This is a genomic window from Kitasatospora sp. NPDC058162 (assembly GCF_042884005.1).
Classification (GTDB): Bacteria; Actinomycetota; Actinomycetes; order Streptomycetales; family Streptomycetaceae; genus Kitasatospora.
Genome location: NZ_JBHVUS010000021.1, coordinates 1 through 15270, shown reverse-complemented (window position 1 = coordinate 15270; position 15270 = coordinate 1). Strand labels below are relative to the sequence as shown.

16 protein-coding genes are annotated in these 15270 nt (G+C 74.6%); 8 read left to right on the top strand and 8 right to left on the bottom strand.

Annotation, left to right across the window (positions count from 1 at the left end):
- Positions 1-100 precede the first annotated feature (100 nt).
- The 5 genes from ACFVXG_RS29830 to ACFVXG_RS29810 form a co-directional block, all read right to left on the bottom strand.
- Complete coding sequence (locus ACFVXG_RS29830) at positions 101-1024, bottom strand: SAM-dependent methyltransferase (RefSeq protein ID WP_387931713.1); 924 nt, start codon at positions 1022-1024, stop codon at positions 101-103.
- Positions 1021-1713 (bottom strand): cysteine hydrolase family protein, encoded by a 693-nt coding sequence (locus tag ACFVXG_RS29825; RefSeq protein WP_387931712.1) that lies wholly within the window; start codon positions 1711-1713, stop codon positions 1021-1023. Before ACFVXG_RS29825 ends, ACFVXG_RS29830 begins: the two co-directional genes overlap by 4 nt.
- A 230-nt stretch (positions 1714-1943) precedes the next feature.
- A complete protein-coding gene (locus ACFVXG_RS29820; protein WP_387931927.1) occupies positions 1944-2699 on the bottom strand; it encodes an FAD:protein FMN transferase in 756 nt (251 codons plus the stop codon).
- Between the two features lie 29 nt (positions 2700-2728).
- Complete coding sequence (locus tag ACFVXG_RS29815; RefSeq protein ID WP_387931710.1) at positions 2729-3247, bottom strand: FMN-binding protein; 519 nt, start codon at positions 3245-3247, stop codon at positions 2729-2731.
- A gap of 39 nt (positions 3248-3286) precedes the next feature.
- Positions 3287-4672, bottom strand: a complete 1386-nt coding sequence (locus tag ACFVXG_RS29810) for a ferric reductase-like transmembrane domain-containing protein (RefSeq protein ID WP_387931708.1) — start codon at positions 4670-4672, stop codon at positions 3287-3289.
- A gap of 232 nt (positions 4673-4904) precedes the next feature.
- Here ACFVXG_RS29810 and ACFVXG_RS29805 point away from each other — a divergent pair, with 232 nt between their 5' ends.
- Together ACFVXG_RS29805 and ACFVXG_RS29800 are read left to right on the top strand one after the other, a co-directional pair.
- Positions 4905-5648: a response regulator transcription factor gene (locus tag ACFVXG_RS29805; protein WP_387931706.1), complete on the top strand. Its 744-nt coding sequence runs from the start codon at positions 4905-4907 to the stop codon at positions 5646-5648.
- A gap of 5 nt (positions 5649-5653) precedes the next feature.
- Complete coding sequence (locus ACFVXG_RS29800) at positions 5654-7168, top strand: sensor histidine kinase (RefSeq protein ID WP_387931704.1); 1515 nt, start codon at positions 5654-5656, stop codon at positions 7166-7168.
- Here the strand turns inward: ACFVXG_RS29800 and ACFVXG_RS29795 are convergent.
- Entirely contained in the window at positions 7113-8189 is a 1077-nt protein-coding gene (locus ACFVXG_RS29795) for a GlxA family transcriptional regulator (RefSeq protein ID WP_387931702.1), read from the bottom strand. The genes ACFVXG_RS29800 and ACFVXG_RS29795 overlap by 56 nt on opposite strands.
- Positions 8190-8356: 167 nt before the next feature.
- On the opposite strand from ACFVXG_RS29795, the gene ACFVXG_RS29790 reads away from it, so the two are divergent.
- The 5 genes from ACFVXG_RS29790 (at position 8357) to ACFVXG_RS29770 (ending at position 12279) form a co-directional block, all read left to right on the top strand.
- Positions 8357-8947, top strand: a complete 591-nt coding sequence (locus tag ACFVXG_RS29790; RefSeq protein WP_387931701.1) for an isochorismatase family protein — start codon at positions 8357-8359, stop codon at positions 8945-8947.
- A 225-nt stretch (positions 8948-9172) separates the two neighbouring features.
- Positions 9173-10162, top strand: coding sequence for an ArsR/SmtB family transcription factor (locus ACFVXG_RS29785; RefSeq protein WP_387931699.1), 990 nt, complete (start codon positions 9173-9175; stop codon positions 10160-10162).
- 49 nt (positions 10163-10211) lie between these two features.
- The gene (locus ACFVXG_RS29780; RefSeq protein ID WP_387931697.1) at positions 10212-10646 is read left to right on the top strand and encodes a hypothetical protein; all 435 of its coding nucleotides are present in this window, start codon (positions 10212-10214) and stop codon (positions 10644-10646) included.
- Entirely contained in the window at positions 10571-11398 is an 828-nt protein-coding gene (locus tag ACFVXG_RS29775; protein ID WP_387931696.1) for a hypothetical protein, read from the top strand. The genes ACFVXG_RS29780 and ACFVXG_RS29775 overlap by 76 nt, the downstream gene beginning before the upstream one ends.
- Positions 11399-11493: 95 nt before the next feature.
- Positions 11494-12279, top strand: a complete 786-nt coding sequence (locus tag ACFVXG_RS29770) for a dienelactone hydrolase family protein (protein WP_387931695.1) — start codon at positions 11494-11496, stop codon at positions 12277-12279.
- Between the two features lie 89 nt (positions 12280-12368).
- Here ACFVXG_RS29770 and ACFVXG_RS29765 read toward each other — a convergent pair whose 3' ends face one another.
- Together ACFVXG_RS29765 and ACFVXG_RS29760 are read right to left on the bottom strand one after the other, a co-directional pair.
- Positions 12369-13130, bottom strand: coding sequence for a hypothetical protein (locus ACFVXG_RS29765; RefSeq protein ID WP_387931693.1), 762 nt, complete (start codon positions 13128-13130; stop codon positions 12369-12371).
- 36 nt (positions 13131-13166) lie between these two features.
- The gene (locus ACFVXG_RS29760) at positions 13167-13865 is read right to left on the bottom strand and encodes an alpha/beta hydrolase (RefSeq protein ID WP_387931692.1); all 699 of its coding nucleotides are present in this window, start codon (positions 13863-13865) and stop codon (positions 13167-13169) included.
- Positions 13866-14222: 357 nt separating this feature from the next.
- On the opposite strand from ACFVXG_RS29760, the gene ACFVXG_RS29755 reads away from it, so the two are divergent.
- The gene (locus ACFVXG_RS29755; protein WP_387931690.1) at positions 14223-15029 is read left to right on the top strand and encodes a hypothetical protein; all 807 of its coding nucleotides are present in this window, start codon (positions 14223-14225) and stop codon (positions 15027-15029) included.
- The last annotated feature ends 241 nt before the right edge of the window (positions 15030-15270 follow it).

Here is a 15270-nt window from a genome sequence, read left to right as displayed (position 1 = left end):
TGGGCCCCTGATCGGGCGCCGGATCGACGGTACGCGGAGAAGATGCCGGGATTTTGAACCGTTGACGGAACGTGTATACCGGGCGTGCGACAGGGATGCGTCAGGGCCGGACGGCGAAGACCCAGCGGTTGGCCGCGAGGGCGTCGTCGGGTTCGGGGAGCGGGCCGCGGCCGTAGTGGCGGGTGAACTCGAAGGGGGTGTGGGCGGTGGTGGACCAGCCGCGGGCGGCGAGGTCGGCGGGGGTGTCGGGGCGGGGTTCGGCGTCGAGGAGGGCGAGCAGGTCGAGGCCGGTCCGTTCGAGGGTGGCGGTGTAGACGGGGTTGGCGCGGACGGCGGCGGATTCGGTGCCGGTCTTGGCCTCGTAGGCGAGGGTGGAGCCGGGGGCGCTGAGCCGGTCGACGGTGGCGAAGAGTTCGCGTTCGGCCGCCGCGGGCAGGTGGGGCAGCAGGCCTTCGGCGAGCCAGGCGGTCGGCCGGTCGGGCTGGAACCCGGCGGCGGTGAGGGCCTCGGCCCAGTCGGTGCGGAGGTCGGTGCCGAGGGTGACCCGGTGCGGGGCCGTCGGCCGGGCTTCGATGCCGTCCAGGACGCGCTGTTTGAAGGCGAGCACCTCGGGCCGGTCGATCTCGTAGAGGGTGCAGTCGGCCGGCCAGTCCAGCCGGTAGGCGCGGGCGTCGAGTCCGGCGCCGAGCAGGACGACCTGGCGGGCGCCGAGTTGGCCGGCGCGGAGCAGCTGGTCGTCCAACGCCCGTGTGCGCAGGGCGAAGTAGCGGCCGAGCCGGCCCCACAGCGGGTCGGCGTCGCCGTCCGGGACGTCCCGGGGGTGGAGCGGCCAGCGGGCGGCGGCGGGGGCGGCGCGGACGAAGTGCTCCGCGTACCGGTCCCGGGCGAGGGCGTCGGGGCGGTGGGTCTCGACGGCCCGGGCGGCGGCGACCAGCAGGGCGGTGAGCGGCACGTCCTCGGCCGTGCCGGAGTGTTCGGTGGCGGTGGCGGTGACGGCGGTGTTCGTGGTGACGCCGACGCTCATGCGCGCTCCTGCTGTCGGGGGGTGGAGGTCCGGGAAACGCCGGAGGTCTCAGGGAGAAGGCCGGGGGTCTGGGGAACGCCGGGGGCCTCGGGAAGGCTGGTCCAGACGGCGAGTTCGTCCCGGGTGGTGACCCGGGCGCCGTACACCCGGCGCATGAAGGCCAGCACGGCCTCGTCCGGGAGGTGCAGAGCCGCGGTGCAATCGGCGAGCACCGTGACGTGGTAGCCCTTCTGGAAGGCGGTGCGCGCGGTGCTGTCCACGCACACGTCGGCGAACACGCCGGTCAGCGCGAGGTGCCGGACGCCGCCGTCCACCAGGTGCTGTTCGAAGCCCTCGCCGAGGAAGGCGTCGAAGCACGCGTACTTGGTGAACACGGCCTCGTCCGCGCGCGGGGTGACGGCGTGGAACTCGGCGCCCCAGCTGCCGTCGAGGCACTTGGGGCGTTTGCCGAGGACGGCGTCCCGGTGGCGCCAACTCGCCCCCTGGTGGGCCGGATCGCCGAGGAAGCGGACGAACACCACCTCGGTGCCGTGGGCCCGGGCGGCCTCGACGGCCTGGGCGGTGTTGGCGGCGACGGTGGCGAGCCGGGTCGGGTCGCCGGGGTAGCGGGCGGCGGCCACCGGTCCGGCGCAGAAGTCGTTCTGGAGGTCGACGACGACCAGTGCGGTACGGCCGGGCGGGGCGTTCACGGGGCCCGGCCGGGCGGGGCGGCGGCGGGTGTCACGGTGCGGTGTCTCCTCGACTGGGGGGCGTTGGGGGCCGGTGGGAGGACCGGTGAGGACCGGTGGGGGGTCGGGCGGTCCGTGTCCGATCGGTTTCCCCACTATCGGCCACCGCACGGGGGTGAGCGAGGCATGATCGCCGGGGTTCACCTGATTTAGTGAACTCGGCTCGGTAGCAGTCGAGTTGCCGCAGTGGATCAGCGTGTCGCGGCGAGTTGCCAGTCGGCGGGGCCGGAGGGCGGCAGGTGTCCGGGCAGTCCGGGGGTCCAGCGCTTGGTGCCGTCCGGCAGTATGGCGAGGGCCTCCACCCCGGGCCGGCGGGCCGCCCAGGCGAGCGCCCGGTCGGGGCCCATCGCGAAGGCGGCGGTGGCCCAGGCGTCGGTGCGGGCGATGCCGGTGCCGGGGGCGCCGACCAGGGTGAGCGAGGCCAGGCCGTCCGCCGGGCGGCCGGTGTGCGGGTCGAGGACGTGGGCGCCGCGCTCGGCGGTGCCGGAGGTGGCGATCGCGAGGTCGCTGCCGCCCAGGACGGCGGCGAGCGCGCCCGGCCGCCCGGGGTGGGCGATGCCGATCCGCCAGGGCCCGCCGGAGGTCTGGACGTCCCCGCCGCCGTTGACGCAGAACTGCCGGGCGCCGGCGGCGCGCAGCAGCCGGGCCGCCTCCTCGACGGCCCAGCCCTTGACCCAGCCGCTGGGGTCGAGCCGGCCGCCGGGCCGCTCGGTGAAGTAGCCGTCGGTCTCGGCCGCGACCTCGCGGCAGGCGTCGAGCACCGTGCGGACCTCGGGATCGCAGTCGGCGAGCGCCAGTTCGCCGCGCCCGAGCCGGCTGATGTCGCTCTCCGGCCGGTACGGGGAGAACACCGCGTCGATCCGGTGCAGCCGTTCGGCGATCCGCCGCACCGCGTCGGGGGTGCCGGGCCCGGGGTCGCGGACGGCGATCGAGAACACGGTGCCCATCACGGGCTCGGCGTGCCGCAGCACCGGCCTCAGCCCTTCGCCCGGTCGAGGGCGCTCTGCAGCGAGCGGATGTAGCCGTCACTGGTGTAGGTCGCGCCGCTGACCGCGTCGATCTGGGCGCTCTGCGCGGAGATCGCCTCCTGGTTGAGGGTGGGCAGGGCGTCGGCGTTGATCTCGCGGTCCCGGCGGTCCTCGGTGGGGTACTTGACCACGTCGACGCCGGTGATCCGGCTCCCGGCGAGGGTGACCTGCACCTGTACCGGGCCGTACCGGGTGTTCACGGTGTCGCCGCTGACCTTCCGGGTGGCTCCGCCGGCGGCCGGTGCGGGCGCGGGGGAGGCGGAGGCGTCGGCGGTGCCGGTGGTCCCGGTGGTGCCGCTCCCGGACGATGAGCCCGACGAGGACCCGGACGAGGACCCGGACCCCGAGGAGGTGCCCGCCCCCGAGCTGATCACGGGCGCGTTCCCGCTCGCCTGGTGCGGTTTGAGGGAGAGCAGCAGCACCACCCCGGCGGCGGTGGCGGCACTGGTGACGACGGCTCGGCGCATGACTGGACGACTCCTCCGATAAGTGGACAGCGGACGGGCTCAGAAGACGAAGGACTCGCGGTGGATCCGTCCCGGCCGCACCCCGGCCGCCCGCAGCGCCCGTACGGCCTCCTCGGCGACGGCCTCGGGCCCGCACAGGTACACCTCGTGCTCCGCCAGCCCCGGCACCAGCCGGGCCAGCGCCGCGCCGAGGTCCCCGACCTGCTCCCGCGAGCCGAGCAGCTCGTGCACCACGGCGCCGCGCCGCCGGGCGACGTCCGCCAGCTCCGCCCGGAACAGCACGTCCTCGGCGCGCCGGGCCCGCTGCACCAGGGTGACCTCGCCCGGCAGGGTCTCGAACAGGGCACGCAGCGGCGTGATCCCCACGCCCACCCCGAGCAGCAGCACCTTGCGCTGCCGCTGCTGCCGTCCGGTGAACGCCCCGTACGGTCCCTCGGCCCGGACCCGGGTGCCCGGGCGCAGTCCGGCGACGGCGGCGCTGTGGCCGCCGAGGTCCTTGACGGTGAACCGGAGGAAGTCCGGGCGGGCCGGCGCGGAGAGCGAGTACGGGTTGGCGGCCCAGCGCAGCCCGGGGGCCTGGAACTGGAGGCGGAAGAACTGGCCGGGCTCGGCGCGGAGTTCGTCCAGCCGCCGGCCGGACAGGAAGAGCGAGACCACGCCGGGGCCCTCGGGCCGGATCTCGGCGACCCGCAGGCCGTGCCGCCGGTCGAGCAGCCACGGCCGCAGCAGCCGGAACCAGCCGAGCAGCGCCGCCGTCCCGAAGTAGAGCGCGTACCAGGCGGCCCGGCCGGGGCCGCCGCCGAGGTCGGCGCCGGTGGTCAGCTGGTGGGCGAAGGCCAGGGCCACCGCGAGGTAGGTGGCCAGGTGGAGGTAGTACCAGGTCTCGTAGGAGAGCCGGCGGCGGGCCGCCCGGGCGGAGACCAGGCCGGTGCCGAGCATCAGCAGGGTGCCCGCGGTGGCCTTGAGCATGTCGGGGTAGTGGAAGACGATCTCCACGCCCTCGCCGACCGGCCCGCGTCCGTCGGTCAGCGCGTAGCCCCAGATCACGGTCAGCACGTGCACCGTGACCAGGCCGACCAGCCAGCGGCCGCCGTGGGCGTGCCAGCGGGCCAGCCGGTCGGCGCCGACCCCGCGCTCGACCGGCGGCAGCCGGGCCATCAGCAGGAGCAGCACCGGGGCGGCGTACCCGGCGAGCAGCCCGGTGATCCGCCCGGCGCCGGTCAGCCAGCCGGCTGCGCCGACCACCGCGGCGGTGTCCGCCCACCACAGCCCGAGCACGCCGAGCGCGCCGGCGGCGATCAGGCCGAGCGCCGCGCCCGGCGGCAGCGCGAGCGGCGGGTGGGCCGCCGCCCGGTGACGCGGTCCGGCGGGCGCCTGCCCGGCCTTCGATGTCTTCGGCGACTTCCGCACGGTGGCAGTGGTCATCGGGGAACCTCCTTGACTCCCGGCTGCGGCACGGCCCCGCCGGGGCGGTCCACGATGGCACCGCAAGCTCTGAGTCGCCTCTGAGTGAGTCCGGCCCCGACGCCCGCCCGGAGCGACGTCTTCGCAGGTCAGAGTAGTTCTGAGGTTCACGAACCGGTTCCGGTGATCTCACGGGTTTCTCATCGCGGCGGGCCAGAATGAACGTCGTCCACCGCCGAGCCGAGGGAGCACCATGGACGACACCGCCGACCGCCCGGACGCCGCCGGCCCCGGCGACCGCCCGGACTGGCGGGTCCTGGTCGTCGACGACGAACCGGACCTGGTCGAGGTGGTCTGCGGCGCCGTCCGCTACGAGGGCTGGCAGGCCCGCGGCGCGACCACCGGCCTGGAGGCCGTCCGGGAGGCGGCGCAGTGGCGGCCGCACGCCGTGGTGCTCGACGTCATGCTGCCCGACCTCGACGGGCTGGAGGTGCTGCGCCGGATCCACGCCGAGCAGCCCGAGGTACGGGTGCTCTTCCTCACCGCCCGGGACGCCGTCGAGGAGCGGATCGCGGGGATCGCGGCGGGCGGCGACGACTACGTCACCAAGCCGTTCAGCCTGGCCGAGGTGGTGGTCCGGCTGCGCGGGCTGCTGCGCCGGGCCGCCCCGACGGACGGGCCGCGCCGCCCGCCCGCGCACGCCCTGGTGCTCGGCGACCTCGTCCTGGACGACCGGGCCCGCGAGGTGACCAGGGACGGCGAGACCGTCGAGCTCAGCCCGACCGAGTACGCCCTGCTCGCCCACCTGATGCGCCACCCCCGGCAGGTGCTCAGCAAGGCGCAGATCCTGGACGCGGTCTGGTCGTACGACTTCGGCGGCCAGGCGCACATCGTGGAGCTGTACATCAGCTACCTGCGCAAGAAGCTGGACGCCGGGCGCAGCCCGATGATCCACACCGTCCGCGGCGCGGGCTACCTGATCAAGGCCGCGCAATGACGCGGGTGGCGACGCGAGCCCTTGCGCAGGCCGGGAAGATCCTGCGGAAGCTGCTGCCCCGCACCCTGCGCGCCCGCCTGATCGCCGGCCTGCTGGTGCTGCTGGTGGTCACCTGCGCCGCCGTCGGCTTCGCCACCGCCGCCGCCCTGCGCCACTTCCTGGTCGACCGCCTCGACCAGCAGCTCGCCGAGGCCGGCGGCCGCTACGCCGCGAGCCTGGAGTACAGCGGCCCCGGCTCCGTCCCGGACACCCGGGCCCAGACCCCCGGCACCCTGGGCGTACGGCTGGTGGACGGGCGGGTCACCGCCGCCGGGGTGGTCGACGGGGACGCCGACGACGCCAACCGGCCCGACGACGCGGACGACCGGGTCTCCTTCACGCCCGAGCAGCAGCGCGCGCTGGCCGCCCTGCCGGTCGGCGGCTCGGCCCGCACCCTCGACCTGGGCGGCACCCTGGGCCACTACCGGGCCCGGGCGGTGGCCGGGCGGGACGGCGACGTGCTGGTGTGCGGGCTGCCGCTGGGCCCGGCCGAGGACACCGTGACGCGGCTGGAGACCCTGGAGCTGACCGTCTTCGCGATCGCCGTCGCCGCGGCCGGCGCCGCCGGGGCGGTCTGGGTCGGCTGGTCGCTGCGTCCGCTGCGCCGGGTGGTGGGCATGGCCGAGCGGGTGAGCGCGCTGCCGCTCGCCAGCGGTGCGGTGATGCTGGCCGAGCGGGTGCCGGACGACGACCCGCGCACCGAGGTCGGCCGGGTCGGCGCGGCGCTCAACCGGATGCTCGGCCACGTCGGCGACGCCCTGGCCCGCCGGCACGCGGTGGAGGAGCGGCTGCGCGGCTTCGCCGCCGACGCCAGCCACGAACTGCGCACCCCGGTGGCCGCCGTCCGCGGCCACGCCGAACTGGCGCTGCGGCACCCGGGCGAGGTGCCCGGCGAGGTGCGGCACTCGCTGGAGCGGATCGACGCCGAGGCGCTGCGGATGGGCGCGATCGTCGAGGACCTGCTGCTGCTCGCCCGGCTGGACGCCGGCCGCCCGCTGGCCGGGGACGAGGTGGACCTCACCCGGATCGCGCTGAACGCCGTGGCCGACGCCCGGGCGGCCGGCCCCGACCACCGCTGGCGCCTGGTGCTGCCCGAGGAGCCGGTGCTGGTGCGCGGGGACGAGCACCGGCTGAGTCAGGTGGTGGCCAACCTGCTGGCCAACGCCCGGACCCACACCCCGGCCGGTACGGCCGTCGAGTTGAGCCTCGAACTCGCCGCCGAGCACGTCGAGTTGAGCGTCGTAGATGAGGGTCCGGGGATCCCGGCGGAGCTGCTGGGGCAGGTCTTCGAGCGCTTCGTCCGGGGCGACCGGGCCCGCTCCCGGGCCACCGGCTCGACCGGGCTGGGCCTGGCCATCGTCCGGGCCGTGGTCCAGGCGCACGGCGGCACGGTCGAGGCGGCCAGCCGGCCCGGCCGCACCGCCTTCACGGTGCGGGTGCCTGCGCGGCCGGTGCCTGCGGTGCAGGCGCCGGCGCAGTGAGGTCGCTCCGGGCGCCGGTACGGAAGCGCTGCCGGTAGTCCGTCGGCGTGGTGTCCAGCCGGCGGCGGAAGGCGCGCACCAGGGTGTCGGTGGTGCCGAACCCGCAGGCGGTGGCGACGCGTTCGAGGGTGTCGTCGCCCGACTCCAGCCGGTGGCGGGCGAGTTCGACCCGGGCCGACTCGATGTAGGCGCTCGGGGTGGTGCCCAGCTCGGTCTTGAAGATCCGGATCAACTGCCGTTCGCTGAGGTGCGCGTGGGCGGCGAGCTCCGGCACGGTGAGCCGGCCGGTGAGGTTGCGCAGGATGTGGTGCCGCAGCTCCTCGATCCGCCGGGTGGTGGAGACCGGCTCCAGCGGGACGCTGAACTGGCTCTGGCCACTTGGCCGTTTGAGGTACATCACCAGCTGGCGGGCGACCCGCAGGGCGAGTTCCTCGCCGAAGTCCTCGGCGACCAGGGCGAGCGAGAGGTCCAGGCAGGCGCTGATGCCCGCGCCCGTCCAGACCTCGCCCGCGCGGATGAAGATCGGGTCGGCGTCGACCTCGATCTGCGGGTACTCGGCGGCGAGTTGGCCCGCGGTCGACCAGTGGGTGGTGGCCCGCTTGCCGTCCAGCAGCCCGGCGGCGGCCAGCAGGTGGGCGCCGACGCACACCGAGGCGACCCGGCGCGAACGGGCGGCCAGCCGGCGGACGTGCCCGACCACGTCCGGGTCGACCGCCGCCCGCACCCGCCCCGCCTCGTCGACCTCCACCGCCCCGGGCACCAGCAGGGTGTCGATGCCGCCCGCGGCGGCGGCCCGCTCGAAGGTCAGGTCGGGCAGGATCCGCACCCCGGCGGCGGTGGTGACCGGGTCGGTGCCGGCGGCGGCCAGCACCACCCGGTAGCCGGCCGCGTCACCGGTCTCCCGCCGGAGCAGCGAGAACACCTCGGGCGGTCCGGTGACGTCCAGCAGGTCGACGCCCTCGAACAGGACGACGACGATCAGCCGCTGCGCGCTCTCCACGGGTTCTCCCTCGATCCTCATGCGGTGCCCTCATGCGGTGCCCCCGCCTCCTGCGGTGCCCCCGATGTCGGAATCTGCATGTTAGACGGCATTGCCGCCATGCCGCGGCCGCCCGTAGCGTTTCTGGGGCAGGCCGCACCAGGCGTGACCTGCCCGGACACCCCCCCAGCGACGAAGGCGGCACAGCCATGCCCACCACCACCCTGCGCACCCTCACCGGCCTCGACGACAAGCCCGCCCGGCTCGGCGCGGCCACCCTCGTCCTGGTCGACTACCAGAACACCTACACCCGCGGTGTGATGGAGCTGACCGGCTGGCGCGAGGCCCTCGACGCGGCCGCCGCCCTGCTCACCCGGGCCCGGGTGGAGGGCGCCACCGTCATCCACGTCATCAACGACGGGGGCGCGGGCACCCCGTACGACATCCGCGAGGAGATCGGGCGGATCCACCCGGCCGTCGCCCCGGCCGAGGGCGAGCGGGTGGTGGTCAAGCAGGCCCCGGACGCCTTCGTCGGCACCGAGCTGGGCGAACTGGTGGACGCGGCCGGCCACCAGGACGTCGTGGTCTCCGGGTTCATGACCCACCTGTGCGTCGCCTTCACCACCGCCGGCGCCTTCCTGCGCGGCAACCGCCCCACCGTGGTCGCCGACGCCTGCGCCACCCGCCCGCTGGAGTCCGGCGCCGCGGAGCTCAGCGCCGCCCAGGTCCACCGCGGCGCGCTGGCCACCGTAGGGGACCTCTACGGCGTGGTCGTCGAGTCGGCGGCCGAGCTGGGCTGAGCTGAGCCGAGCTGAGCCGAGCTGAGTGCCCGCCGCCGCCCGCCACCCTCCGCACACCGGCGGGGCGCCCCGGTCCGTCACCCGGGGCACCCCGCCCGGGCGCGGCGACGGCTGCCGCCCCGCCGGCCCTCCGAGCCTGCCGGTGCGGCGGGCCGCGGGGCAATGGATTCGGTCCTCGCCGAACGGTCTTGCGGACCGGCCGCCCGCGGGGTGACGATCCTGTCCGTGCTGCGAATCTTCTTCGGTACGGACGACCTGGACCGCGTCCGGGTGGCTGAGCGTCCGGACATGTCGATGGAGCTGTCCCTCAGCGTCCACGGCCTGGTCAGCGGCCGCTGCGATCCCCGCTTCCAGGTGTGGCGCAACCGGCTGCGGGCGACCTGGAACCCGCGCACCGCGCTGCTCTTCGACCTCTACACCCCCTCGGCCATCCCGGAGTTCCTCACCGTGCGCCGCGACCCCGGCGCCACCGAGAGCGCCACCGCCGAGGCGCCCGAGGAGCCGCTCCGCGAGCACCTGCGATCGGTGGGCGGAGCACGGCAGTTGAGCGCCTTCGCGCGCGGAGTGGCGGCGGGCGACCGGCGGGCCAGGAGGCTGCTCGGCAACGTCACCGCCGACTACCAGACCCGCGCGATCGAGCCGTACCGGCGGCAGATCGAGACCATCGTCACCACCGAGCACGGCCGCCGCCGCCGGATCGGCGAACCGGACCTGGTCCTCGCCTCCCTGCACCCGGCGGTCTCCTGGCGCCGCCCGGTGCTCAGCTTCCCTCTGATGGGGGACTGCCGGCACGACGTCCGGCTGGACGGCCGCGGACTCCTGCTCCAGCCCTGCGTGTTCGGCCCCCGCCGCCCCGTCATCGCCCGCTACGAGGACCCGCGGCAGCAGCCCGTCCTCCTCTACCCGGCGAGGATCAACGGCCCCTTGCAGCCCGAGCCCGAACCCACCCCGAGCCGCACCCTCACCGCCCTGCTCGGCCAGACCCGCGCGGCCGCCCTGGAGGCCATCGCCACCCACGGCCCCTGCTCCACCAAGGACTTGGCCGGACTGCTCGACATCTCCACCGCCTCCGCCAGCGAACACGCCACCGTGCTCGCCGACTCCGGCCTCACCACCAAGGACCGCGACGGCCGCACCGTCACCCACCGCCCCACCCCCCTCGGCCGCGCCCTCCTGGCCGGCCGCGTCCCCACCCCGACCGCCGAGCCGGAATAGGGCCTCGAGACCGCGGGGCGAGGGGTGCGGGTTCTACGATGCTCCGATCATGAGGGAGAAACGGGGAAGCGAACGGGAACGCCGAAGCCTCGGCCACTGGACGGCAACGGCTGTCCTGACGATCGTGGGGGTGGGCTGCCTCGGCGCCGTGGTCCACATGGAGCGCCAGGACCTCGCCCTCGACCACCACGGAGTGCACACCACGGCGACCATCGTCCAGGTACGGAAGGAGCCGCGGACCACCTCCTACCTGCTCAGATTCGGTCCGGCGGACCGGACACCGTCGGACACCTGGACGAAGGACGTCAACGGCTCGGTCGGCTCGGTGGTGGACGTCGTCTACGACCCCGAGAACCCCGGCGGTGTGGCGGGCACCGACGCCCTGTCGAACCACGAGTGGATCATTCCGTGCCTGTTCGTGCCGGCCGGTTCGGTGGTCCTCGCCATGGCCTGGGTGGTGAGCCGCCGGAAGCAGGGCGCCTGAGCGACCCTGCCTGCTGTCGTTGCGGTGCCGCCGCTGCCGCCGCTGCCGCCCTCGGCCTCCCCGCCCGTCCCACTGAGGCCGGCCTCAAGGCCTGCGGCGCCCTCCCGGACGCCGCCCGCGGCACCTTCGTCGCGGCCACCGAGCCCTTCCCGCACCGCAGTTACGGCCTGACCGGCGTCCGCCGCACGGACCGCACGGCGATCCGGGCGATGGTCGAGGCGAGCGCCGCGGCCGGCGCGGACGCGATCATGCTGGACACCAGCATCCTGCTCAAGGTCGCCCGGATAGGCCTGGTCTCCACCGCCGGCAGCACCGAACTCGTCGACCTCGACCGCCACGACACCGACGCCCACGGCCTCGCCCGCGCCGGCATCCTCACCCTCGACGAGGTCCGCTACTTCGTCGACCTCTGCCACGCCCACGGCCTGGAGGCCAACCTGGCCGGCTCCCTCCAGAGCCACCAGGCCCAGCAGCTCTGGCGCCTCGTCCCCGAGCTCGACCAGCTCTCCGCCCGCGGCGGCGTCAGCGCCCTGGCCCGCGCCCCCCACGGCGAAACCGGCCGCGCCACCCGCCACGAACGCACCGTCCGCAGCGCCCTGGTCCGCGGCCTCGTCCCACCCGAGCAGCACGGCCACCTCCTCGTCCCACCCCCGATGGCCACCACCGAGGACCTCGCCACCCTCCTCAAGCGCCACCCCGACCTCCCCGCCTACCTCACCGACCCCCACGGCCGCCTCACCCCGCTCACCTGACCCCGCCCCCGCTATCCCAGAGGGACGCGTGCGGTGTTCTGCCGGCGGCAGAACACCAGCCGGACCGGGCTCGACGATCACTACAGTCCAGTCCCATGAGGACGATCACGACGCGCACGGTCGAGTACCCGGCGGACGGTTTGACGATGACCGGCCACCTCGCGCTCCCGGCGGGTGTCGACCGCCGGCCCGCGGTGCTGCTCGGACCGGAGGGCATGGGGCTCAGCGACGTCGAGCGCCGTCGGGCCGACGCTCTCGCCGAGCTGGGATATGTAGCGCTGGCCTTCGACCTTCACGGCGGGCGCTATCTGGGCGCCCCCGAGGCGATGCTGGCCCGGTGCATGCCGCTGCTCGCCGATCCGGACCGGATGCGGGGCATCGGCCGTGCTGCGCTCGACGTGCTGCGCAACGAACCGCGGACCGACCCCGACCGGATCGCCGCCGTCGGCTACGGCACCGGGGGCGCCGTCGGGCTGGAACTCGGGCGCGACGGCGCCGACCTGCGCGCGATCGGGACGGTCAACGCACTGACCACGGGCCGGCCGGGCGAGGCGGCGCGCATCCGCTGCCCGGTGTGGGCCGGGGTCGGGTCGGAGGACCCGATCATGCCGCCCGCGCAACGGGACGCGTTCACCGCCGAGATGCAGACCGCAGGCGTCGACTGGCGCCTCACGGTCTACGGCGGCGCCCTGCACGCCTTCCACCACCCCCCGGTCGACCACCCCACGGTCCCCGGCGTCGGCTACCACCCACAGCACGCACAGCGAGCCTGGCGCGACGTCGTCGCCCTGCTCGCCGAGTGCCTGCCGGGGACGGCGGTACGGCCTTCGCGTGATCCTGAACTCGACCAAGAGATAGAGGACTTGACGCGAAGGCCGTGATGGCGAGCCCGGTGGAACAGAGCGTGCGGTGCGAGCCCTTCGCGGAACTGATCGGCCGGTAGCCGGTGCGATCCGGGCCTCGCTGGTAATCAGAAGTCGGGGTGAACGCGCAGAGCCGCCAGGGCGGCCGGGGCCTGGTCCGGCTTGAACGACCAGCCGGGCATGCCGCCCCAGGCGATCGACACCCGCAGGTACTCGACCAGGGTGATGCCGGGTCGGCCGGCCACGCCGTGAAGGACCGGGTCGGCCACGTTCTGGGCCATCTCGATCTCGTGGGTGGCACCGCTGATGTTGGCCTTGTGCAGTTCGTCCGGCGCGAAGTCGAAGAAGAACCCGTCCTCGCCGACCTCGGGGTCATCCTCGACGGCGTCCCGGTAGTCGTCCCAGCTCTCCCGCAGGTGCTGCACGGTCGGAAGGACCAGCGGGTCGGGAAGGATAGGGGCGGCGCTGTACTGGCTTCCCGCGGAATAGCACTCGTTCAGCGCCGCGCAGTCCCCGGCGAACCACGCGCCGCCGACCTGACGGAAGCAGGCGTCGAGGGCCGGGGGCACGGAGCCGATCTCGGCACGAAGAAGATCGAGATCCTGCAGGTCCTCGGCCGTCACCGGTTCCCGGACGGGCATGACGGGCACGAGTCCGAGGTCGGTCAGTTGCTCCGCGAGACGGTCCACATGGCGTGCCACCCGCTGCATCGTCGCGAACGCCACGCCTCGGCAGTCCTCGTCGAGCGCGTCTGGCACTGGGCCGAGACGGCGCAGGTCCGCCCAGACACCGTCATGGTCACCGCTGGTGTACCGCTGCGTAAAGGAAGTCACCGGGGCACCCTCCCCAACATCGGCATCCGCGGGCAAGTCCCGACCGCCTGCGGCATCCCCACCCCCGTGCGGTCAGGTGGTGGTCGGGAGGGTGGGGGCCGTCCGGGGTTGGCGGGGGAGGGGGAGGGTGAGGGCCTCGGGGGAGGCGGGTGGGAGGGCGAGGGCGGAGGCGGTCTCGGCGGGGAGGGGCTGGAGGCCGAGGAGGGCGGTGGTGAGGCGGGTGGTGGCGCGGTGCCAGTCGGGGATGCGCTGGAGCATGGCGTGGCCGCTGCCGGTGACGGTGTAGCCGCAGACGCGGGCGCCGGCCGCGCGGCTGCGGGCGGCGAAGGCGCGGGTGTCGGCGGGGGCGGTGACGGTGTCGCGGTCGCCGTGCAGGAGCAGGACGTCGCGGCCGGCGAGCTGCTCGCAGGGGTCGGAGGCGGGGCACCAGGGGGCGAGGGCGACCAGGCCGGTGACGGTCGGGTGGCCGGCGGCCCGCAGGGCGGCGCGGCCGCCCATGGAGTGGCCGACCAGGACGGTGGGCACCTGGCCGAGGGCCTTGGTGAGTTCGTCGAGCGCGGCGAGCGCGTCCTGGGCGGCGTCGGCGCGGTCCCCGTTCCAGCCGCGGTGGCGGTACCGCACGGTGGCGATGGCGACCCCCTGGCCCGCCGTCTCCCGGGTCAGCCCGCGCAGGAACCCGTGCATCCGCAGGAGCGGGAGGTTGAGCCGGCGGGGCCGGGCGAGGTTGTGCTCCTCGCCGCCGTGCAGGACCACGACGGCGGACCTGGCCACCGGGGGGCGCACCCGCCAGTGCAGCGTCCGGTGCGCAGTCGCACCGGCAGCCGCAGCCGCAGCCGCACCGGTCCCCGGGCCCGAGTCCGAGCCCGGATCCGTACCGCTTCCGCTCACCTTCGCACCGTCCAGCACCGTCGAGCTCCGTCCCGCCCCGTCACCGTGGATCCGCAGTCCGTGGCCCCCGCCCCGTCGGCCCGGACCGCCACTGTACGCGTGCGGACGGCGGGAGCGTTCACCCGACGGAACCATCCAGGACATTCGGGCGCGCGCGGGCTGGGCGGGGTGCTGCTATCCACGAAGGGTGGGGGGCCGCGTGCGCCGCTCGTGGCGCCGTGTCACCGAGTGGAGGACTCCGTGGCTCAGCAGCTCGCACTCTCCGTCGACTTCGGGTCGGGTTTCACCCAGGCCTGGGGCAAGATCGCCAAGGTCATCCCGCAGTTCATCGCCTTCGTGGTGATCCTGGCCATCGGCTGGTTCGTGGCCAAGGCGATCGCCCGGATCCTGGACCGCGTGCTGCGCCGCGTCGGCTCCGAGAAGGTCGCCGAGCGGGCCGGGATGGCCCGGTACCTGAGCGGTTCCAAGTACGACATGACCGGCATCATCTGCAAGATCGTCTACTACGCGATCCTGCTGATGGCCTTGCAGCTGGCGTTCGGCGTCTTCGGCCCGAACCCGATCAGCGTGATGATCCACAGCATCGTCGCCTGGCTGCCCAGGGGCATCGTCGCGGTCGCGATCGTGGTGGTGGCGATGGCCATCGCCAACGGCGTGCGCGACATCGTCGGCAACGCGCTCTCCGGGGCGTCGTACGGGCGCACCGTCTCCACCGTGGCGTGGGGGTTCATCGTGGCGCTCGGGGTGATCGCCGCGCTCGGCCAGGCCGGGATCGCGACCGCGATCACCGGGCCGGTGCTGATCGCGGCGCTCGCCACCGTCACCGGAGTGGTGGTGGTCGGCGTCGGCGGCGGCCTGATCATGCCGATGCGGCAGCGCTGGGAGCGGTGGCTGGACAGCGCCGAGCAGGAGACCGCCCGGCTGCGCGGCACCGCCTACCAGGCCGGGCGCTCCGACGCGCTGGCCAACCAGCCGGTCCGCCCGACCACCCAGACCGGCCCGGGCAACCCGCCGGCGCCGGGCATCGAGCCTGGTCAGGATCGGTAGATCGGTCTACCGGGGCTGATAGGTAGACCGGTCTACTGAGGGAACGGCCCTGTAGACCGGTCTACCGAAAAAGGGGTCTGTAGACCGGTCTACAGAAAACTGTCGATGTAGACCGGTCTACATACTCGCAGCGCGGTTCAGGCCTCAGAAAGTGTTGGGTAACTGGGTGATCACTCGTTCTTGAGGTCGTCGGCGAGGCGGCGGGCGGCTTCGGTCTCGATGGGGCCGTGCGGTTCGATCT